Consider the following 25,795-nt stretch of genomic DNA (forward strand, 5'->3'; position numbering starts at 1 on the left):
TACCGCGGGCGGTGGATCTGTCTCGCCAACCCGAGTGCCGGGTTGGTCTGCCAGGCGTAACTTCTCGATCGAGTGAATCTGCATGTCATCACCTATTTCCGGAGCCCGGCCCGAGGCCCCACCCCTTGTATCCGTGGCGCAGCGACCTTTGCTGGGGTTGCTGATTCGTTTGCATCTTCATGTGGGCCTGCTGGTTGGGCCATTTATCCTCGTCGCGGCGTTGAGCGGCTTGTTTTATGCGCTGACGCCACAGCTGGAGAGCCGGCTCTATGCGCAGCAGTTGTTCACCGATAACCGGGGGCCGACACTGCCCCTGGCGCGCCAGGTGGAAATCGCCCAGGCCCACATCGGTTCGGCCGCGACACTGTCGGCGGTGCGCCCGGCACCGCAACCCGGCACCACCACGCGGGTGATGTTCAACGCCCCAGGACTGGCACCGTCGGAAAGCCGCGCCGTATTCATCGACCCGGTAACGGCCGAGATCCGTGGCGATCTGCTCGTTTACGGCACCTCTGGCGTACTGCCGTTGCGAACCTGGATCGATGGTTTTCATCGCAACCTGTTACTGGGGGAGGCGGGGCGGCTCTACAGTGAGCTGGCGGCGTCCTGGCTATGGGTTGCGGCGCTGGGTGGGCTGGCGCTCTGGACGATCCGCCGTCAGCGTAGTCGCACGTCGCGCGTGGCCAGCACGCAACGGCTGCGGCGCTGGCACGCCACGCTGGGGCTGTGCTTGCTGGTGGGCTTGCTGTTCTTCTCCGCCACCGGACTGACCTGGTCGCGCTGGGCCGGGGACAATATCGGCATCGCCCGGGCTGCGCTCGGGATGTCCACGCCGAGCGTCTCCACCGCGCTAACCGGCCAGGCGTCAGCCCCCGCGAGCGAACATGCTCATCACGCCGGGATGCCGATGGCTTCGGCCGCACCTGGCGACCCCGCGCTATTCGACGCCGTGCTGGCCGTCGCGCGCCGCGCCGGGATCGATGCCGGCAAGCTGGAGATCGTTCCGGCGGCGGGCCTTGATCGAGCCTGGACGGTGACCGAGATCGACCGCAGCTGGCCGACGCAGGTCGATGCGGTTGCGGTCGATCCACGTTCGTTGACCATCACCGATCGCATCGACTTCGCCACCTTCCCGCTGGCGGCCAAACTGACCCGTTGGGGAATAGATGCCCACATGGGCGTGCTGTTCGGCCTGCCCAACCAGTTGCTGCTCGCGGTCACTGCGCTCGGTCTGATCACGCTGGTGAGCTGGGGTTACCTGATGGGGTGGCGTCGCCGTGCGCCGGTGCGTAGCGCCGGGCTGCTGCAGGCGCTGCGCGATCTTTCACCGACCGCTCGGATGATGACCGTGACGCTCGCGGTGCTGTTCGGCTATTGCCTGCCGGTGTTGGGTGGCAGCCTGCTGCTGTTTCTCCTCGCTGAGCTGGCCCTCGGCGGAAGGCGGCGCATCGACCGCGAGGCCGCGCGTCAGCCGGGCTGAACGATCAGTGTTCGGCGGCGGGCTGCCAGCCCCCGCCGAGCACCTGATAGAGGCCGATGAGCATGTTGATCTGGTTTTCGCGCAGCTGCACCGCGGTGAGTTCGGTGTTGAACAGGTTGCGTTGGGCGTCGAGCGTCTCGATGTAAGACGAATAGCCGGCACGGTAGCGATCCTCGGCGTAGGTCAGCGAACGCTCCAGCACCGCGCGCCGCGCCTCGACGCGTTCGATCTGCTGCTGCAGATTGCCCACCGCTGAAAGGCTGTCCTCTACGTCGGAAAATGCCTGGAGCGCGGCCGCGCGGTAGGCGAAGGCGGCCTGATCGCGCTGGGCGGTGGCGATGTTGACACCCGCTTCAAGGCGTCCGGCATTGAAGATCGGCGCGAGCACACTGGCGCCGAGGTCCCAGATGCGGACCGGGTCGTAATCCAGCGAATTGACGAACAGCAGGCCGATGCTCGCCGAGAGTTGTACCTGTGGCAGGAAGCGGTCGCGCTGGGCTTGCAGGTTGATATCGCTGGCGGCCAGCAGCAGCTCGGCCTGATGGATATCCGGCCGTCGCCTCAGCAATTCCGAGGGAAGTGCCTGCGGCACGGGAGGGGAGTGCAAGGCCGTGAACGCCTCGCCGCGTTGCACCGGCCCCGGCAGCTCACCGATCAGCAGGCGCAGCGCATGTTCCTGTTCGCGGATCGCCTGTTGCAATTGAGGGAGCAACTGCGCCGCGGCTTCGTATTCCGATTGTGCCTGGCTCAGTTCCAACTGCGAGGTGTAACCGAGGCTGGCGCGGTCTTCGGCGACGCGCAGCGCCTGCTGCCGGGAGTCGACCGTCTCGCGAGTCACGTACAACTGGCGGTCCAGCGACAGCAGCGAAACATAGGCGCGTGCGGTGGTGGCGGCGACTGCCAGACGCACGGCATCGCGTTCGGCCTCGCTGGCCTGATATTGCAACCTTGCGGCGTCGCGCAGACGCCGCAACCGGCCCCAAATATCCACTTCATAGGACACCTGAAGCGAGGGCTGCAGCGCGGTGGTGTGGGCGATTCCAAGAACGCTCAGTTCGCGGGTGCGCTGCGCGCCCAAGGCAGCGTCGAGCGTCGGCAGCAAGGCGGCGCGTGATAGTCGGATCTGTTCGCGCGCCTGTTCGACGCGAGAAGCGGCGCTCAGCACATCGGTGTTGTTGGCCAGCGCCGCCTCGACCAGGGCCGTCAGCTGAGAGTCGCCGAACGCCGCCCACCAGTTCGCTGAAATTTCCGTTTTGCGGCCGGGAGCGTCGCGCCACTGTGCAGGCGGGGCGACGTTCGCCTCGGTTGGCGGCGGCTGGCGCGGTGGCATGCAGCCGGTCAGCGCGACCAGCAGTACGCAGGACGACCATTGGCGCAAAACACGGGAAGGACGAATCATTGCTCGCCGTCCGCGGTGGATCGCTCCTGCGCCGTAGTGCCGCCGGTGTCCACATGGGTAATCACCGACAGCCCCGGTCGCAGGCGTTGCGCGAGCGGCTGGTCCGGATCGATGGAGATACGCACCGGCAAGCGCTGGACCACCTTGGTGAAATTGCCGGTGGCGTTGTCCGGTCGCAGAATGCTGAATTCCGAACCGGTTGCCGGCGCCAGACGCTGCACGCGACCGTTCAGGTGTGCGCCGTCCAGCGCGTCGACCTCGATTTTCACGGGTTGGCCGGGGCGCATGGCGAAGGTCTGGGTTTCCTTGTAGTTGGCGATCACCCAGAGCTGCTCCGGCACCAGGTAGAGCAGCTGCGAGCCAGCCGTCACGTATTGGCCCTGGCGTACCGTGATCTCGCTGACCTGGCCGTCGCGCGGCGCCTGGATCTCCGTGTTATCGAGGTCGATTTGTGCCCGCTTCAATGTGGCCTCGGCGATCTCCACCTGCGCCTGCAAACCACCACGGGACACTTCGCTGGCTTTCAAGGTCTGCTCGGCAATGGCGATAGCCGCCTGCGCCTGCTGCACCTTGGCCGCGGCGGCACGGGCGCCGGCGCGGATCTGGTCGCGTTCGCGGATGGAGACCGAGCCACGCTTGGCCAGCTCGTTGACGCGCTTTTCATCCGCGAGGGCGCGTAGCCGTTCGGCTTCGGCGGCAGACAGTTCGGCGCGGCGTGACGCCAGCGTCGCCTGATTCGAGGCCAGGGTCTGTTCCAGGTTCTCCAGTTCGAAGCGTCGCGCGGCGAGCTCGGCGCGGCGCTGCTCGACGGTCTGGCGATACTGGCGGTCGTCGATACGTACCAGTGGCTGGCCCTGTGCGACCTGCTCGAAGTCCTGCACCATTACCTCGGTGACGTAGCCGTTGACCTGCGGGGCGAGCACGGTGATCTGCCCGCGCACGTAGGCATTCTCGGTCACCGCCACCTGTCCACTGAACGGCCACAGTTGCCAGGCGTAGAGAATCGCCAGCACGCCGATCAATGCCACCAGCAGCATCAGGATGACCGAGCGTCGACTCGGTTTGATGGTCTTTGGCGGATCGTCCGGCGTCGGGCCGGCATCGGTAGCGGCCGCCGAAGGTTGGGGAGGCTGAGCCGTCTTGAGGTTTTGCTGATCCTCGGTTTGGGTGCGTTCGCTCATGGAGAGGCGGCGTTCCTGTTCTGCTGCGCGATGCGCAGGGTGCGATAGAGCGTCCAGCCGAACACGCCGATGGAGAGCATGCCGATCAGCCGGAATACATCATTGAAGGCCAGCACATTGGCTTCCCGCGTGGCCGCCTGACTCAGCTGCGCGGCGCTTTGCGCCTGGCGTAGTCGAGGGTCGGTCTGGCGTGGTGTCAGCGCCTGGTTCTGGGCCTGCAATCGGCCCGCGACCCGAGGGTCGCCGGGCACCACCTGCTCGGTCAGATGGCTGGAATGGTATTTCTCGCGCATCACCTGGTAGGTGCCGAACAGCGCTGGGGCTGCCAGGCCGCCCAAGCTCTGGGTCATGGTGAACAAGACGATGAAAGTCACCAGATAGTTCGGCCCGTTGCGCAGCGCCCGACCGATACCGGTGATCAGCAGCGGCCCGAGAAACATGCCGCTGGCGAATGCCAGCAGGCCCTGGCTGAGAAACATGTCGTGCGGGCGGGTCAGGTTGGTGGCGTCGATGTCGAGAAAGCTGGCGATGGCGATCAGCACGATCGACAGCAGGATCTGCGGGAAGGCCATGGCCGGGCTGAAGGTCATCGCACTGCCGGCAATGCCCATGATCAGCCCCAGCAGAATCACCGCATACAACGGCTGCAGTTGCTCGGTGCCCATGCCGAGGGTCTGCAGCAGGCCAACCGCGCCATAGGTCTGTTCGGACAGCAGCAGTCGCAGCATCAGCGCACCGAAGGCGAAACGCAGCATCTCGGCGGTACCCAGCCAGCGGGTGTGCAGCAGCGGATTGCGCCGGTGATGTTCGATCATGAAGGCCGCGCACATCAGCAGCAGCGCAGCGATCAGGGCGTAGCCCAGCCACGGCTGCTCGGTCCACCAAAGGATCCGGCCCTGCGCCAGCACCGCCGCGATCAACGCCAGGGCGGGGGCGAGCAGGGCGAAGGTCAGGAAGTCCAGCGGTTCGAAGACCTTGATGCGCTCGCCCAACGGCAGCTTGAGCACGACCACCGCCGCCAGCGAGCACAGCGCCAGACCGCTTTCGAACACGTAGAGGCGATGCCATTCGCCAAGAATCAGCAAGGCCGGCGACATCAGCCAGGCCAGCGGCGTGCCCAGCTGGGAAATGCCGAAGCCGAGGATCACCGCCTTCGGCAAGTCCGCCTTGCGAAACGCCTGGAGCATGTAGAACAGCCCCAGCGACGAGGTCGTGGCCGCGGCCAGGCCGCTGGCCGCGCGCACGAAGATGGCCATTTCGAGCCCTTCGACGAATACGTGGGCGATGCTCAGCGCCGCGTAGAGCGCCAGCCCGATCTCGGCGAAACGGCGCAGGCCGTACTGCTGGCGAAATTTGATCATCAGCAGGTTGGCGGAGACGTTGACCATGAAGTAGGCCGCTGGCAACCAGGCCGCCTCGGAGGGCGTCAGACCGAGATCGCCCTGGATGCTCGGCAGATTGGCGATGAACAACGCGTTGCCCAGGCCGCCCGTGAGGCCCACCAGTACGGCGACGCAGGCATAGGCGATGCGCACCGGCATCGGATGCAGCAGGATCGCCGGGGATCCGGGCATCGACGGGCGTTCATGGGGTTCCCAGCGAGGAACGGGTGCGAGGTATTGCGGCATGTTTTGCAGAACTCGACGGCTAGGGGCATGCACGGGCGTCTGCCGAGCCGGCGGACATCCTTTAGGACAGCCGCGGGCGCGAAATGATTGATTCTACCCGTGCCGCTCCGTTGGTCGCGATGAAAAATCGCCCTGTGCGGCGGGCCGGTCACTGGGCGGGGCGGCTGAACCTTTGCCGAAACGCGGCAGTCGACTCAACAGGTTGGCCGTGTTGTTACCGGCCTTTAACTGAGCCTCAGGAGGACCTTCAAATGGACACCAACGACACCATTTCCGTACTCAACGACCTCATCGAAACCAGCAAGGACGGTGAGAAAGGCTTCCGCGAATGCGCCGAAGACCTGAAGAATCCGCAGCTGAAAACCACCATGACCCAACGTGCGCAGGACTGCGCGACGGCTGCCGCCGAGCTGCAGCAACTGGTCAGGTCCCTGGGCGGCGATCCGGAAACCTCCACCAGCACGGCGGGCGATATGCACCGGCGCTGGGTCGATCTGAAGTCCGCGATTACCGGTCACAGCGACGAAGCGATTCTGAACGAGTGCGAACGAGGTGAAGACGTAGCACTCAAGAGCTATCGCAAAGCGCTGGAGAAAGACCTGCCGGTCGATATCCGTGCGGTTGTGGAGCGCCAGTTTCAAGGCGTGCAGCGCAATCATGACCAGGTGAAGGCGCTGCGTGACGCAGAACGCGCGCGCAGCTGATCCGGCGCGCCGATCAACCTGATCGACACGGCTCCCGAGTCCGACAACGCCCCGACCATTCGGGGCGTTTGCTTATCTGCCTGGTGCCCGGAGGCGACTACGCCTTGTTTCGACCCGCTGGTGCCGTCGCCACGCCTCACGTTCGTTAAACATCGGGAATGACTGTCCCAGCCCGGGCTGCACGGCGATTCGGTTCGGCTTGCTAGCCTCCGGCTCGTCTGCTGCCCACCGGCAGCAATTTCGTTGCGAGCTGCTAAGCTAAACCCCTTCGTTTTCCTGAGAGCCGGCTGCCATGAATTCATTCATCACTCCTCCGGCCGATGACACCGGTGCCCAGCGTGCCGAACTGGCGCGGCTGGTCGATGGCTTCGTCAGCGGTGACGGCATGCATCCGACCATCATCGAACCGCTGCACCTGATCCGTTGCGAGACACCCGGCGAGATGACCTATGGCGTACACAAGCCGGCGTTGTGCATCATCGTTCAGGGCGGCAAAGAAGTGCGTCTGGCCGATGAACTGTATTGCTATGACCCACTGCATTACCTGGTGGTGTCGGTGACGTTGCCGGTGGCCGGTTGTGTGGTACGGGCCTCGAGCGCGGAGCCTTATATTTGCATCCGCCTGGATATCGACCCCCCGTTGATCGCCGGGCTGATCAGCGAGGCCGAGCCGCTCATGGCGAGCAGCGAGCCGGACGGGCGCGGCCTGTATCTGGACCGCATCGATGCGCCGCTGCTCGATGCCACCCTGCGGTTGGTCCGCCTGCTTGGCAACCCGAAGGACATTCCGGTGCTGGCACCGTTGGCCTTGCGCGAAATCTTCTATCGGTTGCTCTGCGGACCGCAAGGTCGGCACTTGCGGGACATAGCGCTGCAGGGCAGCCAGTCGCACCGGGTCAATCGCGCCATCGAATGGCTCAACCACAACTACGTCGAGCCGCTGCGCATCGATGAGCTGGCGAGCCGGGTCAACCTCAGCAGTTCCAGCCTGCATCATCGCTTCAAGGCGCTCACCGCCATGAGCCCGCTGCAGTATCAAAAACAGCTTCGCTTGCAGGAGGCCCGGCGCTTGCTGATGACCGAAGGCCTGGAAGTCTCGGCAGCCGGCTATCGGGTCGGCTACGAAAGCCCTTCGCAGTTCAGTCGCGAATACAGCCGGCTGTTCGGCGCCTCGCCGGTCAAGGATATGGCGCGTTTGCGCAGCATCGCCTGATCAGCGCGAGGCGTTCGCCAGCCCCAGCATTCAGCGCAGCGCCGCCACCTTGCCGCGTGCCGCGTGCAGCTTCTTGTAGCTGTCGATCAGGCGCAGGTGGCGATCGAGTCCTTCCAGCTTGGTGCTGGTGGGCGTCAGGCCGAAGAAGCGCACGCTGCCGTCGACCGAGCCCATCGCGGCGTCCATCCGCTCGTGGCCGAACAGGCGACGGAAGTTGGCTTCGTAGTCATCCAGCTGCATCTCGTCATCCAGGGCCACTTCGAGCACCACGTTCACGGCCTGATAGAACAGCCCACGCTCGACCGTGTTGTCATTGAACTGCAGGAAGGCTTCGACCAGCTCCTTTGCCTCTTCGAGCTGGTTCAGGGCGAGATGGATCAAAAGCTTCAGTTCGAGAATCGTCAGCTTGCCCCATGCTGTGTTCTCGTCAAATTCGATCCCGATCAGTGTGGTGATGTCGGTGTAATCATCCAGTTCACTGTCTTCGAGACGCTCGACCAGTGCTTTCAGGCTGCCATCGTCCAGCCGGTGCAGGTTAAGGATGTCTTCACGGAAAAACAGTGCCTTGTTGGTGTTGTCCCAGACCAGATCTTCTACCGGGTAGATTTCCGAATAGCCGGGCACAAGAATCCGACAGGCCGTTGCGCCTAGCTGGTCATACACGGCCATGTACGCTTCCTTGCCCATGCCTTCGAGAATCCCGAACAGCGTGGAGGCCTCCTCGGCGTTGGAATCTTCGCCATGCCCGGAAAAGTCCCACTCGATGAACTCGAAATCAGCCTTGGCGCTGAAGAAGCGCCACGACACCACACCGCTGGAATCGATGAAGTGTTCGACAAAGTTGTTCGGCTCCATCACAGCCTGGCTTTCAAAGGTCGGCTGGGGCAGGTCGTTCAAACCTTCGAAGCTGCGGCCCTGCAACAGTTCGGTGAGGCTCCGCTCCAGCGCCACCTCGAAACTCGGGTGCGCCCCGAACGAGGCGAAGACACCGCCGGTGCGCGGGTTCATCAGGGTGACGCACATCACCGGATATTCCCCGCCCAGCGACGCGTCCTTGACCAGCACCGGAAAACCCTGCTCCTCCAGCCCCTGGATGCCTGCCAGGATTGCGGGGTACTTCGCCAGTACTTTCTGGGGTACGTCAGGCAGGGCGATTTCGCCTTCGAGGATCTCGCGTTTGACCGCGCGCTCGAAAATTTCCGACAGGCACTGTACCTGCGCTTCGGCCAAGGTATTGCCGGCGCTCATGCCGTTGCTGAGAAACAGGTTTTCGATCAGGTTGGAGGGGAAGTACACCACTTCGCCGTCCGACTGGCGCACAAAGGGCAACGAGCAGATGCCGCGCTCGACGTTGCCCGAATTGGTGTCGTACAGGTGTGAGCCGCGCAGCTCGCCATCGGGGTTGTAGATCTCCCGGCAGTACGTATCGAGTATTTCTGCCGGCAACGCATCTTTGCGGCCCGGCTTGAACCAGCGCTCGTCGGGGTAGTGCACGAAATCGGCATGGGCGATGCCTTCGCCCCAGAACTGGTCGTTGTAGAAGAAGTTGCAGTTGAGTCGCTCGATGAACTCTCCCAACGCCGACGCCAACGCGCTTTCCTTGGTCGCGCCTTTACCGTTGGTGAAGCACATCGGCGAATGCGCATCGCGAATATGCAGCGACCACACGTTGGGTACGATATTGCGCCACGACGCGATTTCGATCTTCATCCCGAGGCCGGCCAGAATCTCTGACATGTTGGCGATGGTCTGCTCGAGTGGCAGATCCTTACCGGCGATGTAGGTGCTCGCGTCGGCCGCGGTGTCGGGTAGCAGCAGCGCCTGGGCGTCTGCATCGAGATTGTCCACTTGCTCGATGACGAACTCCGGCCCAGTCTGCACCACCTTTTTGACCGTGCACCGCTCGATGGAACGCAGGATGCCCTGACGGTCCTTGTCGGAGATGTCCGCCGGAAGCTCGACCTGAATCTTGAAGATCTGCTTATAGCGGTTTTCCGGATCGACGATGTTGTTCTGCGAAAGGCGGATGTTTTCGGTCGGGATGCCGCGCGTCTGGCAGTACAACTTGACGAAGTAAGCCGCACACAGCGCGGAAGAGGCCAGGAAATAATCGAACGGGCCTGGCGCTGAGCCGTCGCCCTTGTAGCGAATCGGTTGATCGGCTACCACCGAGAAATCATCGAACTTGGCTTCAAGCCTGAGGTTGTCGAGAAAGTTAACTTTGATTTCCATGGGCGATACCAGAACAACACGATTTGGCCGCCCATTATCCGGTTTATCAGCCTTGCGTGCGTGATTTTCCAGCCTGGCGGTCTGTGCAGCCTCTCGCTCCCCGAATATCAGCGCTAACACGAATGCACGGTAGTGACCCGCCACGACCTCGTCGTCCCAAATGGCTACGAGGATTAGAACTCGTTCTTTCGTGCCTTCCGTCAGTGGGAAAGCCGTACGCTTGCTACCTGGCGAAAGCAGCAAGAGGCTCAAAGAAAGGCCTGAGCGCGCCCATTTTCGCCGCGACGGACGTGACGGGGACACCGCTGCTGCCCGTCTGTCGCAGTCATCTCCAGCACTTGGGCTCAGCGTGACGAGGCGTGCCCTTTGCCCGCTTGCAACTCGAACGCGATACTCCAGTTGTGCAGCGGATAGGGTTTGTCCACCAGTGCGGCGATGTTGGCTTCGCGCGGCATGCCTTCGTCCGGCAAGTATTCGTAGCGGGCGTCGGCCTGGCTCGGGTCGCTGTCGCGTAATTCACCGGCGCCTCCAACCGCATGGCTGGCATAGCGGATGCGCGGCGTGCCGACCAGATCGCGGCCGGCATTCAGGCGCACAACCGTGTCGGCGACGATCTCCACGGCTTCGATCGGCACCTCGCCCTGCTCGTCGATCAGGATGAAGCCGCGGTTCTCGATCGGCCGTGCCTGATGGCCGAGATAGGGTTGGTCGAATACCAGCGGCGGGGACGGCACATGGAAGTCAATGAGTATTTCGCGATCTTCGTAAGTGGCGCCGCGCGGCGACAGCGGTTGCCAGTTGCGGCCCTCTATCACCACCTGGTGATAGACCTTGCCGAGCATCTGGCCGAACCAGCGATAACCATTGGCCGACAGGTGAGTGCCCTTGTCCACGTAGGGGTAAACCGGCCCGGCGAGGTACCAGTTCGGCTCCTCCTGCGCCAGTTCCCACTGCGCCATGCCGATGTCGAGGCTGCCATTGACCACCGATGATTTGGCATCGGTCTGGTAGCTGATGAACGCCGGCATCCGCTGCTGTCCGGCGATCGCCTGCGCGGTATCGGCGTTCAGGTCGTCGCGCAGCTGGCGCAGCATCTTCTTGTAGTAAGCCTTGTCGTTGATGCCACCCTGGGTCTGCGAGTAGTCGTATTCACCCTGCAGCCAGAAGAAGGCGCTGAGGCGGTAGCTGGCGTCTTGAGCGTCAGCGATCTGCTTGGCCTGGTCGACCGCCTGCAGCACCCGTCGATACTCGTGGGTGCCGCCGACCTTGGACAGCTGCGCGATGGAGCGCCCGGAGGTGGACGCGTTGCTGGCCACGAACAGGTGCTCGGGGTCGGCTGCGACGCCGTGCTTTGCGAGATAGAGGCGGCGGGCCATATTCAACGCGCCGACTTCCACGGATTCGCCTTCCTCCTGCGCATGCTCGTCCAGTCTCGCCACCGACCGGCCATCGAGGATGACCTTCGGATCGCGCTTGAGCTGGACGACCGCCCTGAGCGGCTTGAACGCGAATTCGCCGACCGGTACGAATCGGTCGCCGCTGAATGTCGCCGAACGCACCGAGTCGCCCAGCATCAGATTGTCGTACTTCGGCTGTTTCGACAGCGCCGGCCAGCCTTCGGCGGCCGAGGCCAGGGACTGACCGTAAGTGACGATGTGGTTGTATCTGGCCGTCGGCGCCGGTGCGCGATGATTGGGGGATGCCATGAGCTGCTCGCTGAAGCGCTTGTTCTGCGCGTCGCGGGTCGCCAGAGAGGCGTCGTCGGCCAGCGATGAGGCAGAGGTGCTCAACAGTACGGCGGCGACCGTTGCGTAAGTGAAGGGCCAGGCGGTGAGGAGCTGTGCAGGCATGCCATTTCCTTTGTTGAACTGCGACCAGGCCCTGTGCCAAACAGGTTCGGACCGGGTCGTTTCGGAATTGGCGTTCGACGGTGAAGGCTGTGCTTAGTTCGGCTTCGGCTCGCCGAGGCGGTATTTCGACGTTTCGCTCAGTGACGTGATGAGGCGAGCGGCTGAGGGGCGTGCCGTGGCGCGGGTGCATTGTCCATCGCGTCTTTGATCGCCTGCGCGAGTTCTTCCAGTCGATAGGGTTTGGCCAGTACGTAGACACCTTCCTCATCGGCGGTTTTTTTCGCGGCTTCGGCGTAGCCGCTGGTGAGCAGCACCGGAATGTCGCGGTGTTTCGTACGGATCTCTCGTGCCAGCTCCACGCCGTTCATGCCGCCGGGCATCATCACGTCGGAGAAGACGATATCCACCTTGCGTCCGTTTGCCAGGGCGCCCAGCGCCGCCGCGGCACTGGTGGCGAGGGTCACGGTGAACCCCAGGTGTTGGAGCATTTCGCCGACCAGTGCCGCGACCGCTTCGTCATCGTCGACCAGCAAGACATTGCCGGCCGAGACCTGCGCCGCGACCTCCACTTGCATGCCTGCCTGGCCAGGCGCGTCCGGGACGGATGTCGCACGGGGCAGTAGCAGCACCACGCTGGTGCCCCGTTCACACTCGGTATCGATCCAAACCGTGCCGCCAGACTGCCGGGCGAAACCATAGACCTGCGCCAGGCCGAGGCCGGAGCCCTTGCCGATTTCCTTGGTGGTGAAGAAGGGGTCGAATACACGTCCGCGTACATCGTCCGGGATACCGGTGCCCGAATCGATCACCGCCAGGCGGACAAAATCGCCTCGCTGGCCCAGCACCTGCTCGTCTGGCGCATTCGAGGCCTGCAACAGGATCGTGCCGCCTTCAGGCATGGCATCGCGGGCATTGACCGCCAGGTTGAGGATCACCAGCTCCAGCTCGCCGGGATCGACTTCCACTGGCCACAGATCGTCGGCGAACTGCACCTCGACGTGCACGTCGCCACGCAGGCTGCGGTCGAGCAGTTCGCGCATCCGGCTGATGCGATGGGCCAGATCGACCGCCTCGGGTGCCAGCGACTGCCGCCGCGAGAAGGCCAGTAGCTGTCGGGTCAGGGCGGCGCCACGCTGTGCGGCCTGGCGCATGCCGTCCATCAGACGCTGGCGGCGATCTGGATCGGAGCGGCGATCGAGCATGTCGAGGCCGCCAGCGATAACCATCAGCAGATTGTTGAAATCATGTGCGATGCCGCCGGTGAGCTGCCCGATGGCCTCGATCTTCTGCGTTTGACGCAATGTTTCTTCGATGTGGGCACGTTCCACCATTTGCGTGCGCAGCTCGACGTTGGCCTGCTCCAGTGCCCGGGTACGTTCGACCACCAGCGCTTCGAGCTCATGCGAGGCCTGCTCGCGGGCCTCGATCAATGCGCGGACCTCGTACTGGCGAAGGCGGCCGCGTATGGCCGCCTGGACGGCGCTGGTGAGGGTGATGCTTTGCACCGGGCGTTCGAGCAGAGAGACATTGCGCAACGCCGCGACCAGGCGTTGCCGCCAGGCACTGACCGCCGGCTGTCGGTGCTTGCTGGTCAACACCACGAACGGAAAGTCGGACCAGGCCGGTTGTGCATCGACCCACGCACCCAGGGCCTTAAGGTCCTGGCCGAACAAGGCCTCTTCGGCGATGAACACCGCGTCGGCATCGTGTTCGGCGCGCTCCAGCACCTCGGCGACGCTGTGGCAGACATCGGCAGCCATCCCGCTGCGGCGCAGCAGGTCGGCCGTTGCCGGGCCGTCCCTGCCGATGGGTGCGAAGACGACTACTAATGGGCTTTCTCGCTTAGGCGTCGTCATGCTCGTCTTTCATGAGAGGGCTGGCATCGCCGGTGTACGTCGGCGTGCCCAAGAATATGCCGCTGAAGTGCACGAGCGGCAGTCCGACCTTGATGCCGGAAGCGCCAAGGCGAAACTCCCGGATGCTGTTTTCGTGGCGTCCGCTGCGCTTTTTAACCACAGACATCGCGCGCCGGACGACGCCGGCATGCTCGAAGTAGCGCAGCATGATAACCGCATCACTGAGATAGCTGATATCGATGGGCGTATCCATCGGTCCCACCAGGCCGTGCTGAGCGAGCACCATCACGCTGATCACACCTTTCTGACCCAGATAGCTCAGCAGCTCGTGCATTTGCAGGATCAAGAAACGGCCATCGGGCATGGCGTTCAGGTAGCCGTTGAGGCTATCCAGTATCACCAGTTGCGCCCCTTGCTCCTCGACGCTGTGCCTCACGGCGGCGGTGAACTCGCCGGGCGACAGCTCGGCGGGATCGATCTGTTGCAGGTGCAGCAAACCGCGTTCGATCCAGGGTTCGAGATCCAGGCCGAGCGCTCGAGCGCGCGCCAGCAGCGTGCCGATGCCCTCGTCGAAGATGAAAAACGCCACGTGCTCGCCGCGCTTGCAGGCCGCTGCGGCAAAACCCAGTGCCACCGAGGATTTACCGACGCCGGCCGCTCCGATCAGCAATGCGTTGGTGCCACGTTCCAGACCGCCGCCCAGCATCTTGTCCAGTTCGTCGTTGCCGCTCGAGGTGAATTCGCCGACGAACGGCGAGTGGTGTTCGGCGGCGATCAGACGCGGGTAGATCGCCAGGCCGCCGGTCTTGATCGTGAAGTCGTGGTAGCCGCCCCGGAATTTGATGCCGCGCATCTTGATCACCCGCAGGCGTCTACGCTCCGCGCCGTAATCAATGGCCAACTGCTCCAGCATCACCACCCCGTGTGAAATCGAGTGGAGTTGCAGATCGCCGCTTTCGGAGGTCTGGTCATCGAGCAGGATCACCGTGCAACGGCGCGTGGTGAAGAAGTGCTTGAGCGCCAGGACTTGTCGGCGATAGCGCAGCGGGCTCTGCGCCAGCAGACGCATTTCGGACAGGCTGTCGAAAATAACCCGGGTCGGGTTGGTTGCGCTGACGCGGTCGAAGACCTGTTTGGTGGTCTCGCTCAGCTCCATCTCGGCCGGATGCAGCACGGTCAGTTCGAGCTCGGGGTCGAGGGCGTCTTCGGGCGTCACCAGCTCGAAAACATCTATACCATCGAGCGTCCAGCCGTGACGCTTGGCGACGAGTTCCAGTTCCTTCTTGGTTTCCGAGAGCGTTATGTAGAGCACTCGCTCGCCATGGCGTACACCTTCGAGAAGAAACTGCAGAGCGATAGTGGTCTTGCCGGAGCCTGGGCTGCCCTCGTAGAGATACATTCGATTAGGGTCCAGTCCCCCACCGAGGATGTCGTCGAGGCCTGCGCTGCCAGTCGAGATACGAGGGCATTCGTCATCGGTCGTCGGCAACTGATCAAAGGAATCGGTCATTCCATACTCCTTACGCAGGGCTCCAGACGGAGGCTGCGTGTCCTTGTTCCAGGCTTCGTGACGTATGGCAATGAAGCAGCTGGAACACGCCCGTAAATGCCGCGTGGCGGTCGGGCAAAAAGCCCCTTCAATCGGTTCGCCGATGGCTCTGACGAAGCTTCGCATAGATGCTGCCGGCAGGCGATAACCGAGGGGCACCGTCCTCTAATCCGACTGGGCTTTCGTCGCACCGTTCCCCTTCCCCCTGCCGTTAGCGGTCATCACCGGAACGCTGTCATAGGCGCTAGGCCACGTCGTAGAGCCGTTCGGATGTCGTTTCGCTTGTAAGGTGCGAGTGCACCGCCTGCGCTGCGCCGATGCAACAGATCGTAATCATTGGCGCTTGGATCGCCTGACCGGCTGGCCCATGATCGGGCTTTGTTTGATCAGGTGGCCCGGATGTCACGACCCTCACGTCCATCGGCCTCGGCTCTCGGCCGGTTGCTGCTCCTGGGTGGCACCGGCGCGCGGATCGCTGGCAATCTCGTGGTGCAGCGCATCACGTCGGGTAAGGCGAGTATCGACTGGGCGCCGGTCGGTGAGCTGCTGGGCGATACGCTGGGGCAGATGAAGGGCCCGGTGCTCAAGCTCGGTCAGCAGGCATCGCAATGGCAGGATGTGCTGCCGCCACCGATCAGCGCGGCGCTGTCCCGGCTGCAGAATCAGGTCCCGTCACTGCCGTTCGCCCCGCTCGAATCCCACCTGCAGCGCCTTTACCACGGCCGGTTGTATGCGCTGTTCGACACCATCGAGGCGCAACCCGCCGCGGCGGCGTCGCTGGGGCAAGTGCACCGTGCGCGTGACCGGCAGGGGCGAGCGCTGATCATGAAGATCCAGTACCCGGGCATTCGTGCGATTTGCGATGCCGACCTGCGGCAGCTGCGCCGGCTGATGCCGCTGGGGCGGCTATTCGGCACGCCCTCGGCGCGGCTCGAGTCGGTCTACCGCGAGCTGCAACGCGCGATCGACCAGGAACTCGATTACGGTGCCGAGCGCGACAATCTTGAGCGCTTTCGCCAGCACTTCGAGGACTGGCCCGGCGTGCGCATTCCGTTTTCCGTCGTGGCGCTGTGCCGCCCTGGTGTGCTGGTGTTGGAAGAGCTGCCGGGACGCTCGATGAATGAGGTCGACCAGGCATCCGCCGAGATTCGTCAGCGACTGGCCGAAGCCCTCTGCGACTGGCTCGCCGAGCAGGCATTCGGCCTCGGACAACTGCACGCCGACCCGCATCCGGGCAATCTTGCCTGGACCGATGCCGGGGAACTGGTGATTTACGATTTCGGCAGTGTCGTCCCGCTGCCGATGCGCTTGCTGCGCGCTTATGTACAGATCTTCGATGCCTTGCGCGGCCCATCCAGCGAGGCGCTGGAGGCGGGCTTCCAGGCTCTCGGTGGGCGCCAGCCAGGCAGCGCCCCGCCGCATGGCCTGTATCGCCGCATTCATCTCCTGCTGCATCCGTTACTGCAACCCGGAGCGCAATGGGATTTTCGCGGCGCGTCCCTGCATCAGCAACTGGTCGAACTCTCGCCGTTGCTGATGTCTGCGCTCGGCAGTCTGCAGCCGGCGTCCGGTACGCTGCTGGTCAACCGCACGCTGGAAGGGCATTACTGGAACCTCTACCGGCTCGGCGCCTGCCTGCCAGTCGCTGATCTGCTGGCAAGCCGCATCGCGCAATGGCGTGCCATCGTACAACCCGACAAACCGGTCTAAGCGCTCAATGAAATCGGATTCGACCATTCAACCAGGCCCGATTGCGGCCAGAAGGCAAACAGGTGGATGCGCCGCAACGGGCTGCGACGCATCGACTTTCATTCAGCGCCGCACCATGGCCGCACGGCGCTGAACAAGCGGTTACGGGGCGCGGTAGATCGCGCACAGTTTGTTTCCGTCAGGATCGCGTACATAGCCCAGGTGCATCGCGCCGAGGCTGCCTTCACGCAGCCCCGGCGGCTCTTCACAGGTGGTGCCGCCATGCGCGACGGCTACGTCGTGAAACGCCTGGACCTGCTCGGGTGAGTTGCATTTGAAGCCAATCGTGCCGCCATTGCCTACCGTCGCTGGTTCACCGTTGATGGGCTCGGTGACACCGAACAGGCTCCCGTCGTGATGGTAGAAAAGGCGAGTGTGCCCGGAAGGAGCGGTATTGCGGAGCGGCTCGCCTGCGCCGAGCACACCGAGCACTGCGTCGTAGAACCGCTTCGACCGTTCAATATCATTCGAACCGACCATTACATGATTGAGCATGGACCCCTCGCTACGTGGTTGGATGATGCAAACACGCACTCTAGCACCGGTAACAAGCGAGCCGTCAAAGGACGGATCCCGCTGTGCACGGGGCGCTCCGACACATCCATACCGGTACTACAGACATGCGCGCCAGGGGCGGCAACCTAGGGGATGGTGATCTCCCCGTTCTTTCCGGCTTCCCGGTACCGAGCCCGCAGCACATCGGCCAGTCGCTGCTTGGCCTGGTCTTCGCCGTGGATGAGGCGGATTTCCTTCGGCCATTCCGTCATCCGGGTGACGAAGCCGACCAGGTCAGCTTGATCGGCGTGTGCGGAATAGCCACCGACGCTGTCGATACCGGCGCGGATGTCGATGCGCTGTCCGTCCAGATCGACGAAACCACCATCCGGTCCATGGGTCTGGATGTCGCGCCCCGGCGTGCCCTTGCCCTGATAACCGACGAACACCACATTGTGGCGCGGATCGCCCAGCATCGCTTTCAAGTAGTTGACGATCCGCCCGCCCGAGCACATCCCATTGCCCGCGATGACGATTGCGGGCCGTGCGGTCTGGGTGAGGTGCTCGACGATGCGCATATGCTCGTCGTGGCTGTCGACGGTGATGAGCTGCTTGAACGACAGCGGCTTGCGGCCTTCCTTCATACGATCGCGAGCATCTTCGTCCCAGAATGCCTGCAGCTCCTTGTAGGTTGCGGTGAATCGGCTGGCCAACGGCGAGTCGAGAATGATCGGAATCTGCGGCCAGTCGATATCGGGATCGCCTTCCTGCGCTTGCCGCCCGGATTCGCCCACCGTCCTGTCCGCTTCTACCAACTCGCTCCGCTCATGGAGGATCTCTTCCAGCTCGTACAGCAGCTCCTGAGTTCGGCCAATGCTGAACGAGGGGATGAGCACGGTGCCCTCGTCGGCCAGGGCCCGCTCGATGACCGCCTGCAGCCGTTCGCGCCGATGCACGCGGTCTTCATGCCGGCGGTCGCCATAAGTGCTTTCCATAATCAGCAGGTCCGCGCGTTCGGGCGGCACCAGGTCAGGTAGCAGCGGTGAATGCGGAGCGCCCAGGTCACCGCTGAATACCACCCGCTCTGCCGGGCCCTCGGCGTCACTTAGTTCCAGCTCGACATAAGCCGACCCCAACACATGCCCGGCCGGCTGCAAGCGTACCCGGCAGCCGCCGCTATCCGTCTCGTTCAGGGTGAACCAGTGGCCGTAGGGCAGGGCGATGATGCGCTGCTCGACTACCTTGATATAACGCTCCAGTTGCGCCTGATCACGGCTGATGGACAGGCGAAAGGCGTCCTCCAGCACGATCGGCAACAGCCGGGCGGACGGCTCGCTGCACAGGATCGGCCCGCTGAACCCCGCCGCCAGCAGGTTCGGAATCCGTCCCACGTGGTCGATGTGCACGTGGGTGACGATCAACGCCTTGATGCCCTCGATGGAGAAATCCAGCGCCAGCTCATCGTCATCTGAATTTGCATCCTGCCCCTGAAACTGGCCGCAATCGATAAGGACGCTACAGCTGTCATCCATCCACAACTGATGGCACGACCCGGTGACGCCTTCATGAGCGCCGTGATGGATGAGTTTCGGATGCTTCATCGGAATTCCTTCACCAGCGGATGCCCCGACAATGAGTCGAGGCAGGGAAAGCGGTACGAGCCGCTTTTGCTAATGAAGCATTTGGCCGCCGGCGGGGTTGAACAGTTTCCGGCGACCGCCGAGCGGGAGCTCGGTTACGGTGCGAGAGTGGATACGGTTGTACCGTTCGCCGGGTGTCCTCTCTACTTGCGGCCGCGGCTTGGGGTCGCGGCCGCTTTCGGCCAGAAGCGGACCTAGGTTTCGCTGATGGAGTGGGGGGTTCTACCCCATTTCCACGGACGGTTTTGAAAGGTCTGAAAACTTCAGGTCTTGCCTGGCGACTCTACGACGCATGCGTGGGTTATAAATCGTTCGATGTAATCGAATAATTCTGCCCGCGCTTCATCACGTGTTCGATACAACTGATGGGCAACGCGCTCCCGTTTGAGTTGACCGAAGAAGCCTTCACAGGCCGCGTTGTCGCCGCAATGCCCGACGGCACTCACGCGCAGACTAGCGTGTTGCGATTCACAAAGCGCTGGTAGTCACCACTGGTGAATTGGGGCGGATTCAACCGGTCGTAATGTTTATGGGACGACCCGCAGGAGGGATGCAGAAATTGACGGGCCGGGGAGCGATGCGTTCGCCAGGCGCGCCGTCACTTCGTAATGAGATCGAGCGGCTGTTTTGGGTGCAGATCGCAACCGGCATCACAAGCGAAAAGGCAGCACAGGCCGTTGGCGTCTCATCCGTAGTAGGCACTCGCTGGTTTCGTCATCGGGGCGGAATTGCCGGGCCTCGACAAGCTCCCTTCAAAGGTCGAAATAACCACATCGCAATGACCGTAAATGGGTCAATGGCTGGCCGCCCGAACAGATTGCCAACCGGCTCCAGATCGATTTTCCGGACGATGAATCCATGCGCATCTCTCACGAAGCCATAAACACTCGGCTGGAAAACACCCGCTGAAGCTCTGAATGAGTATCTAAAATCTGTTCAACAATCCTGTGTTGCGACGACCGGTTGAATCCGCCTTGGCTGCCTCGATCCGAATGCGGAATCATCGACCAGTTACCCTGGCGTTGCCAAATCGTCATCTCCACCGCTCGAATAACCATCTGCCGATCCTGACGGTGATAGGCAAGTCCTCTGACCGTATCTGCCTTCAATCGTAGATCCGCGCTGTGCCGATGTTCGCATGCGCCAGCCACTGCTGGATCTTAGCGACTAACTGTCGTGCGCCACCTATCCTGCCCTATCTGAAGCTGTTTTTGCACCAACAACCAGCGCAAGAGCCGGTATGAGTGACCGGCTCCCACTCGTGCCGGTGTCCTGCTCGTCCGAGCAGCAGTTAAGTATCTCCTATCCCTCGCGCTTCACTATGACTAAAAGTCATGGTACTCCAGCGAATTTTACGCTTGCGAAGTACGAAAATATTCCGAGATTCTATCCCCGGTCGCTAAGTCTCTTCTGGGTTTTGTGGAGCCGAAATCGCGTCAGTACTTCATCAAAAGTTCACAATAAAAGATTAATATAAAACTGTTCCTCAGTCTGTCTGTTAGTAGTCCCTCTGCCGACTATCCACGTCTTTACGTTAATATGTCGGCATCATCGCTGTGGTCGCTCGAAGCGCCGTAACTATCAGCGATTGGAAAATTCCTGACAACCATATGCGAGGCCAATAATTTTGAAAGTAATTATTGTAGGATACGGATCTATAGCTACCGCATTACTGCCGATCCTGACAAAGGAGCTGGGTCAGGTCTTCTCAAAGATAATGATCATTGACCCAAAAAATCCATCAGCACCAGGCTGTATAAGCGGTTTGACCTTTGTTCAATCTGCAGTGACAAAGGATAACTATAAAGAACTACTTTCAACGGTAGATTCCGAAACGTTCGTTATAAATCTATCAGTTGATGTCTCCAGCACAGACCTTGTTGCCTACTGCCAAGAGCGGGGAGCTCTGTATATAGATACTTGCATTGAGCCATGGGGCGGCCATTATGTTGACCCGTCTATCGAAGCATCCGGCCGGACAAATTATGCATTGCGAGAGGAGATGCTAGCCCTAAGGAAACAATTTCCAACAGGCCCCACTGCGGTTATCGCGCACGGAGCAAATCCTGGAATCGTCTCGCACTTCATTAAGAAAGCCCTCCATAACCTAAAGTCAACGTTGATACCCGACGACGAAGAAGTGCCCCGCACCCAGCAAGATTGGGCAGCGCTCGCCTCGAAACTCAGTATCCGCACCATCCATATCGCAGAGCATGATACCCAGCTTCCATTAGAGCCTAAACGCCCGAATGAATTCGTAAATACTTGGTCGGTAGACGGATTCATTAGTGAGGGATGCCAGCCAGCTGAGCTTGGCTGGGGAACGCATGAGGATGGTCTACCCCTAGATGCTCAGGAACATCATAACGGATCACGCTGTGCTATTTATCTTAACAAACCTGGCGCAAGCGTCAGGGTAAAAACATGGACGCCAGCACAGGGTCCCTGCCTAGGCTTTCTCATAACACACAACGAGTCGATATCCATCGCTGACTATTTAACGCATATAGAAAATGGCGAGGTCATGTACCGTCCAACTGTTCACTATGCCTACCACCCCTGCGGTGACGCTATCCTATCGCTCCATGAATTTAACGGACGATCGTGGCAGCCTCAAGAAAGTAAACGAGTACTCTCCGGCACGGAAATAGCTTCCGGTGCTGACTTCCTTGGCGTACTGCTAATGGGACATGCCAACAATGCTTATTGGCTGGGTTCAACGCTGAGTAATCACGAAGCGAAGAAAATAGACGGGCTTTGTTCGGCGACGTCACTACAAGTGGTTGCTGGCGTTGTGTCTGGCATTAAGTGGGCATTGGCCAATCCGCAACAAGGAATTGTGGAAGCTGATGAAATAGATTTCGAAGCCATACTTGATTACGCGCGTCCCTACCTTGGTGAAGTTGTCGGGGTATACACCGATTGGTCACCCATCAAGGATGATCAAGGCCTCTTCCCTCGGAAGAGCAACGATGCTTGGCAATTTGAAAATTTCCTTGCCTAAGGGGCCCTTACATGAGCTACGTGAAATCAGCTATCGGATTGAAAAGTTACGACTGGTCTTCGGTAGAACTACTTAAGGGCCTCATCCCGTCCTCCATCACAGCAACAGAAGAAGATATTGCCAAACGCAAAGTGCATTTCTGGCATGACATGAGTTCAGAGTACGATTCCAAGTATTTTCTAAGATACCTTCTGGACCGGAAAGACCTAGCGCTGTCAGATGACTTTATCGAGTTTGTATGTCTATGGCATCTTGATGAACAGAACCACTACCGGGGCTTGCGCAGAATCAACAGTGTCCTTTTTGATATGGAGGAGAGTGATATAGATCGGAAAATAGGCTCGCGTGAACCCAGCTTTGATCTAATAGATGGCTTCCTTGTAGACGAGTTCACTATATTGCTTTCCATTGCTTTTGATGAAGTAACGAGCACAAGAGCTTACAAGCAGGATTTTTCTTTTTTTGACACGCTTGGTCCGCAGTGCTTGTCTATATGGATCAGAAATGCAGCGCGCGACGAGGCGGCACATTACGGTAATGCTATGAAGCTGCTGAGGGCGCATCATTCAGACAGGTTCGTGGAGGCGGCAGGGATACTTGACGAAATTATTAAGTTCGAAACAGCTGACGGGTTTGGGTATAACAATACCTTTATATTTGACCACGACACGGATGATTTTTCAGGCGAGCTGTTGTCGTATAGTAAAAATACGATTATCAGTAAGTTGGGAGCTGATCAATGACATGGTTGTACCTGGCCTTAATGGCGCCGGTATTATGGAGTCTTTCGAATATCGTCGATAAGTTCGCAATTAATAATATCACCTCACACTATATACCATTCGTGTTCCTGTTGAGCATAGGGAACATTTTCTTTGCGGCTGTAATCTATCTGGTGTTTCTCCCTCAAGATGTTGAGCTTTGGTTCGTTGTGTTCAATCTATTGTCAGGATTGGCAATATTTGGTCAGTATTTTTCTTATAGCTACTCCCTTGAACAAATGGATGTTTCAGCAGTCATCCCAATTCATCAGTCCGAGCCTGTTTTTGTGCTGATAGCGTCTGTGTTATTTTTCCATTCCGTACCTTCTGAATGGCAAATTTTTGGGTTCTTTTTAATCATAGCGGGGATACTTTTGCTCTCCGTGTCTCGGCAGACAGTACGAGGGCTTGGTCAGTCTAGGCATGTAGTGGTTCTGCTGGTTTCCGCGCTTTTCGGTGCCATTTCAACTCTGATATCTGATTTTCTTTTGATATCAAAATCACTTGAAACAGTTTTGATTTTCAATTTCGCTGGATACTCTCTCGGTGGCGCTCTGCTTCTCTTGTGGCCTGCCTGGCGAGCCTTGATACTTAATGATCTATCAAAGCTGAGCTTGCATCAGTTCTGCGTCTTTGGACTTACAAACCTCTTTGACGTTGGGGGGTATGTATTTTTCATGGCCGCACTCGCTGTTGGTGGAGGAGCGGCACTTGTCGCTGTCATAGTCAGCATCCATCCGCTGTTCGTTTTGATCCTTGGCTACATTGTCACCAAATTCTTTCCGAAACTATTTACCGAAGATATCGCGCCAGGCGGTTTTATCCGGAAGTTATTCTCAATCGTTGTGATTGTGGCAGGTGTTTCAATAATTTCGATGGCCCAACCGGTACAAGCATAGTACTTTACTCTGTATGTCGGTGAGTCTTTTGGTCGGTGCTGACGGCGATCATATGCACGTGTCGTGCTAATGTTGACGTGCCCTAGCCATTGCTCGCTGACCCTGGCGCTCGGCGCCTCGGCCACCGAGGTGCTGTGGATCATCGATATCTACCCGCTGCTGATGGCGGGCCTACTGGTGCCCATGGGCACCATGGCCGACCGCATCGGCTACCGCCGCGTGCTGCTCACCGGCCTGGTGGCGTTCGGCATCGCCTCGCTGCTGACGGCCTTCGCGCCAACCCCTCAAACCTGAGCAAGGACGCTCAGTGAAACGCCGAAAGGCAACTTTAAGTGGCTTGCAGCCACTTCGACAGCAGCCACTTCGACAGCAGGCACATCTGACCGGCCGGCCGCTGAAGCTACTTTTTCAACAGAATCGGCCGACGGCTGCCGTTCGCTAACTAGCTGCTTCTCGGCCAATAGCGGCAGTTGTAACGGGCTGAAACCAATCCCAACAGTTAGTGGTAGGTAGCATCAAGCGCTGCGCAGTAACCGGCTGACATCCTTTGACGGCGGTGAGCCGAACTGACGGCTGTACTCGCGGCTGAATTGCGAGGGGCTTTCGTAGCCGACGCGGTAGCAAGCGCTGGAAACGTCGAGCCCTTCGCTGATCATCAGCCGGCGCGCCTCCTGCAGGCGCAGCTGCTTCTGGTACTGCAGCGGGCTCATGGCGGTGACCGCCTTGAAGCGGTGATGCAGTGTCGAATTGCCGAGATTTGCCACACGGGCAAGCTCGTCGATCCTCAGGGGTTCGGTGTAGTGCTTGTTTAGCCAGTCGATCGCTCGCGTCACCCGGTGCGTCTGCGTATCACCGATCGCAATTTCGTAGAGCCGACGCCCCTGGCTACCGCGCAGCAAGCGGTAATAGAGCTCGCGCAAGGCCAGCGGCGCGAGCATGCCGATGTCCCGTGGCGTATCGAGCAGGCGCACCAGGCGCAGCATGGTGTCGAGCAACGGAGCATCGATGCGGTCGAGGAACAGGCCGCGGCTCGGCTCGTCCGGCACGCCAGCGGGCGGCGCTTCGGCGATCAGCTGGGCGATTTCAGCCGGATCGAAATCAAGCCGAATACAGATGTAAGGCGCTTCAGGGCTCGCTTCGATCACGCGTCCAGAGACGGGCAAGGTGACCGATACCACCAGATAGTTGAGGGGGTCGTAACGGTACTGTTCATCACCCAGGCCGACATCCTTGCGCCCTTGAACGATCAGGCAGAGCGCGGGTCGGTGCACGGTGTGGATGAGCTCGGACGGCGCGTCCATGCGAATGACGTGCAGCGGTGCGATGGCTGTTTCGTAGGTGCCGGGGCTGGGGATCCGCCGCGTCAGTATCCGTATCAGTTCGGCGCGGTAGGCTGCGGTGTTCTGGAGGTCGGAATCGTTGTTCGTATCCATGTGAAGGCCCTCGAGAGTGGTCAAAGGTTAGCAAAGCCAATCACTGATGCCACGAATCCGTATGCCGGCGAGACGAGAGAAGCCCGGTCAAGACGCCGGGCTGGCTATTACCTGCGGTAGAGCACCATACCGGCGTGGTAGAGAATGCCATCGCGAAATTCCCCGTCCGCGGTGAAGCCCGTGTCGTCCCGGTAACGGATGTAGTCGCCTTCCACCTCGTAGCGTCCCTGATAGGCGCTCTTGCGATTCCCTCGTGCCTCGTCGTAGCGCCCGTTGGGCAGCAACTCGTGGCGAATGTATCCATCAGCGGTAATCCACATGCCGGCATAAGGGTGAGTTGCGACAGAAGGTTGCGTGCTTTGCATGTCAGGCGCTCCATCTGCGGAACCATCAGCCGAGGCGGCTGATGGCGGTGCGCTCCGAGCCGTCTTCGGCGACGCGAAATCCTGGGTTACGCTCGGCACCATCTTCAGCGACGGCCAGGCCGACCGGGACCAGGTTCGCGGTGGAGACGATGAAGGCGCTCAGGGCGGTACCGATCAACAGTTGGCTGATGTTTTTCATGGTGATGACCTACAAGTCGAATAGCGGGTACGGATGGCCTGTCCGGGCCGTTTGGTGTCATCCGTTTCGTGAGTCCAGATTAGGGAGAGTGGCCGTTGGGCCGTTATGTCGAACGTGTCGCGCGTTTGCCTGATCCTGTATGGCGTTGCCGACGTCCC

General features: G+C 60.7%; 20 protein-coding genes and 4 pseudogenes. 9 read left to right on the forward strand and 15 right to left on the reverse strand.

The window, feature by feature from the left end:
* The first annotated feature begins 82 nt into the window (after positions 1 to 82).
* Positions 83 to 1,480, forward strand: a complete 1,398-nt coding sequence (locus ACL0K2_RS19085; protein WP_080890552.1) for a PepSY-associated TM helix domain-containing protein — start codon at positions 83 to 85, stop codon at positions 1,478 to 1,480.
* Between the two features lie 4 nt (positions 1,481 to 1,484).
* On the opposite strand, the gene ACL0K2_RS19090 is transcribed toward ACL0K2_RS19085, so the two are convergent.
* Genes ACL0K2_RS19090 through ACL0K2_RS19100 form a run of 3 tightly spaced genes read right to left on the reverse strand, consistent with a single transcriptional unit; the run spans position 1,485 to position 5,634 of the window.
* The gene (locus ACL0K2_RS19090; RefSeq protein WP_155397601.1) at positions 1,485 to 2,879 is read right to left on the reverse strand and encodes an efflux transporter outer membrane subunit; all 1,395 of its coding nucleotides are present in this window, start codon (positions 2,877 to 2,879) and stop codon (positions 1,485 to 1,487) included.
* Positions 2,876 to 4,060: an HlyD family secretion protein gene (locus ACL0K2_RS19095; protein ID WP_413043226.1), complete on the reverse strand. Its 1,185-nt coding sequence runs from the start codon at positions 4,058 to 4,060 to the stop codon at positions 2,876 to 2,878. The genes ACL0K2_RS19090 and ACL0K2_RS19095 overlap by 4 nt, the downstream gene beginning before the upstream one ends.
* A complete protein-coding gene (locus ACL0K2_RS19100; RefSeq protein WP_239610774.1) occupies positions 4,057 to 5,634 on the reverse strand; it encodes an MFS transporter in 1,578 nt (525 codons plus the stop codon). The genes ACL0K2_RS19095 and ACL0K2_RS19100 overlap by 4 nt, the downstream gene beginning before the upstream one ends.
* A gap of 305 nt (positions 5,635 to 5,939) precedes the next feature.
* Here ACL0K2_RS19100 and ACL0K2_RS19105 point away from each other — a divergent pair, with 305 nt between their 5' ends.
* Positions 5,940 to 6,392: a PA2169 family four-helix-bundle protein gene (locus ACL0K2_RS19105; protein WP_045161070.1), complete on the forward strand. Its 453-nt coding sequence runs from the start codon at positions 5,940 to 5,942 to the stop codon at positions 6,390 to 6,392.
* Between the two features lie 292 nt (positions 6,393 to 6,684).
* Positions 6,685 to 7,605 (forward strand): AraC family transcriptional regulator, encoded by a 921-nt coding sequence (locus ACL0K2_RS19110; protein ID WP_045161071.1) that lies wholly within the window; start codon positions 6,685 to 6,687, stop codon positions 7,603 to 7,605.
* A 30-nt stretch (positions 7,606 to 7,635) separates the two neighbouring features.
* Here the strand turns inward: ACL0K2_RS19110 and ACL0K2_RS19115 are convergent, their stop codons facing one another.
* The 4 genes from ACL0K2_RS19115 to ACL0K2_RS19130 all read right to left on the reverse strand — a co-directional run bounded on the left by ACL0K2_RS19115 (position 7,636) and on the right by ACL0K2_RS19130 (position 15,053).
* A complete protein-coding gene (locus ACL0K2_RS19115; RefSeq protein WP_045161072.1) occupies positions 7,636 to 9,837 on the reverse strand; it encodes an OsmC domain/YcaO domain-containing protein in 2,202 nt (733 codons plus the stop codon).
* 344 nt (positions 9,838 to 10,181) lie between these two features.
* Positions 10,182 to 11,687, reverse strand: coding sequence for a sialate O-acetylesterase (locus tag ACL0K2_RS19120; protein ID WP_413043227.1), 1,506 nt, complete (start codon positions 11,685 to 11,687; stop codon positions 10,182 to 10,184).
* Between the two features lie 137 nt (positions 11,688 to 11,824).
* Complete coding sequence (locus ACL0K2_RS19125; protein ID WP_413043228.1) at positions 11,825 to 13,543, reverse strand: response regulator; 1,719 nt, start codon at positions 13,541 to 13,543, stop codon at positions 11,825 to 11,827.
* The gene (locus tag ACL0K2_RS19130) at positions 13,530 to 15,053 is read right to left on the reverse strand and encodes an ATPase domain-containing protein (RefSeq protein WP_045161075.1); all 1,524 of its coding nucleotides are present in this window, start codon (positions 15,051 to 15,053) and stop codon (positions 13,530 to 13,532) included. Before ACL0K2_RS19130 ends, ACL0K2_RS19125 begins: the two co-directional genes overlap by 14 nt.
* A 438-nt stretch (positions 15,054 to 15,491) precedes the next feature.
* On the opposite strand from ACL0K2_RS19130, the gene ACL0K2_RS19135 reads away from it, so the two are divergent.
* A complete protein-coding gene (locus ACL0K2_RS19135; RefSeq protein ID WP_413043229.1) occupies positions 15,492 to 16,802 on the forward strand; it encodes an ABC1 kinase family protein in 1,311 nt (436 codons plus the stop codon).
* A gap of 141 nt (positions 16,803 to 16,943) precedes the next feature.
* Here the strand turns inward: ACL0K2_RS19135 and ACL0K2_RS19140 are convergent, their stop codons facing one another.
* The 3 genes and pseudogenes from ACL0K2_RS19140 to ACL0K2_RS19150 form a co-directional block, all read right to left on the reverse strand.
* The gene (locus tag ACL0K2_RS19140) at positions 16,944 to 17,336 is read right to left on the reverse strand and encodes a VOC family protein (protein ID WP_045161077.1); all 393 of its coding nucleotides are present in this window, start codon (positions 17,334 to 17,336) and stop codon (positions 16,944 to 16,946) included.
* Positions 17,337 to 17,482: 146 nt separating this feature from the next.
* Positions 17,483 to 18,937 carry an MBL fold metallo-hydrolase gene (locus ACL0K2_RS19145; RefSeq protein ID WP_413043230.1) on the reverse strand — a complete coding sequence of 485 codons (1,455 nt, stop codon included), beginning with the start codon at positions 18,935 to 18,937 and terminating at the stop codon, positions 17,483 to 17,485.
* 261 nt (positions 18,938 to 19,198) lie between these two features.
* Positions 19,199 to 19,502, reverse strand: a pseudogene (locus tag ACL0K2_RS19150) (IS3 family transposase); the annotation flags it as partial.
* Positions 19,503 to 19,526: 24 nt separating this feature from the next.
* Between ACL0K2_RS19150 and ACL0K2_RS19155 the strand changes: the two are divergent.
* Positions 19,527 to 19,858 (forward strand): annotated as a pseudogene (locus ACL0K2_RS19155) (IS30 family transposase); the annotation flags it as partial.
* On the opposite strand, the gene ACL0K2_RS19160 reads toward ACL0K2_RS19155, so the two are convergent.
* On the reverse strand, positions 19,846 to 20,085 hold the full coding sequence (locus tag ACL0K2_RS19160; protein WP_239611609.1) for a hypothetical protein: 240 nt from the start codon (positions 20,083 to 20,085) through the stop codon (positions 19,846 to 19,848). The pseudogene ACL0K2_RS19155 and the gene ACL0K2_RS19160 sit on opposite strands and share 13 nt — an antisense overlap.
* Positions 20,086 to 20,603: 518 nt before the next feature.
* Between ACL0K2_RS19160 and ACL0K2_RS19165 the strand changes: the two genes are divergently transcribed.
* From ACL0K2_RS19165 to ACL0K2_RS19175, 3 genes are read left to right on the forward strand one after another with little or no spacing between them, the layout of a single operon-like run.
* Positions 20,604 to 21,980: a saccharopine dehydrogenase C-terminal domain-containing protein gene (locus ACL0K2_RS19165; RefSeq protein ID WP_239610766.1), complete on the forward strand. Its 1,377-nt coding sequence runs from the start codon at positions 20,604 to 20,606 to the stop codon at positions 21,978 to 21,980.
* An 11-nt stretch (positions 21,981 to 21,991) separates the two neighbouring features.
* Entirely contained in the window at positions 21,992 to 22,723 is a 732-nt protein-coding gene (locus ACL0K2_RS19170; RefSeq protein WP_239610765.1) for a hypothetical protein, read from the forward strand.
* Positions 22,720 to 23,640: an EamA family transporter gene (locus tag ACL0K2_RS19175; RefSeq protein WP_413043231.1), complete on the forward strand. Its 921-nt coding sequence runs from the start codon at positions 22,720 to 22,722 to the stop codon at positions 23,638 to 23,640. The genes ACL0K2_RS19170 and ACL0K2_RS19175 overlap by 4 nt, the downstream gene beginning before the upstream one ends.
* Here ACL0K2_RS19175 and ACL0K2_RS19180 read toward each other — a convergent pair.
* Positions 23,640 to 23,759: pseudogene (locus ACL0K2_RS19180) on the reverse strand (integrase); the annotation flags it as partial. The gene ACL0K2_RS19175 and the pseudogene ACL0K2_RS19180 sit on opposite strands and share 1 nt — an antisense overlap.
* Between ACL0K2_RS19180 and ACL0K2_RS19185 the strand changes: the two are divergent.
* A pseudogene (locus ACL0K2_RS19185) lies at positions 23,734 to 23,925 on the forward strand (MFS transporter); the annotation flags it as partial. The pseudogenes ACL0K2_RS19180 and ACL0K2_RS19185 sit on opposite strands and share 26 nt — an antisense overlap.
* Positions 23,926 to 24,155: 230 nt before the next feature.
* Here ACL0K2_RS19185 and ACL0K2_RS19190 read toward each other — a convergent pair.
* The 3 genes from ACL0K2_RS19190 to ACL0K2_RS19200 all read right to left on the reverse strand — a co-directional run bounded on the left by ACL0K2_RS19190 (position 24,156) and on the right by ACL0K2_RS19200 (position 25,637).
* Positions 24,156 to 25,073: an AraC family transcriptional regulator gene (locus ACL0K2_RS19190; RefSeq protein WP_239610763.1), complete on the reverse strand. Its 918-nt coding sequence runs from the start codon at positions 25,071 to 25,073 to the stop codon at positions 24,156 to 24,158.
* 107 nt (positions 25,074 to 25,180) lie between these two features.
* Positions 25,181 to 25,438, reverse strand: a complete 258-nt coding sequence (locus tag ACL0K2_RS19195; protein WP_239610762.1) for an Atu4866 domain-containing protein — start codon at positions 25,436 to 25,438, stop codon at positions 25,181 to 25,183.
* 25 nt (positions 25,439 to 25,463) lie between these two features.
* Positions 25,464 to 25,637, reverse strand: coding sequence for a hypothetical protein (locus ACL0K2_RS19200; RefSeq protein ID WP_239610761.1), 174 nt, complete (start codon positions 25,635 to 25,637; stop codon positions 25,464 to 25,466).
* Positions 25,638 to 25,795 lie beyond the last annotated feature (158 nt).

The organism is Pseudomonas sp. YJ42 (assembly GCF_047225135.1).
GTDB classification, from domain to species: domain Bacteria; phylum Pseudomonadota; class Gammaproteobacteria; order Pseudomonadales; family Pseudomonadaceae; genus Stutzerimonas; species Stutzerimonas stutzeri_E.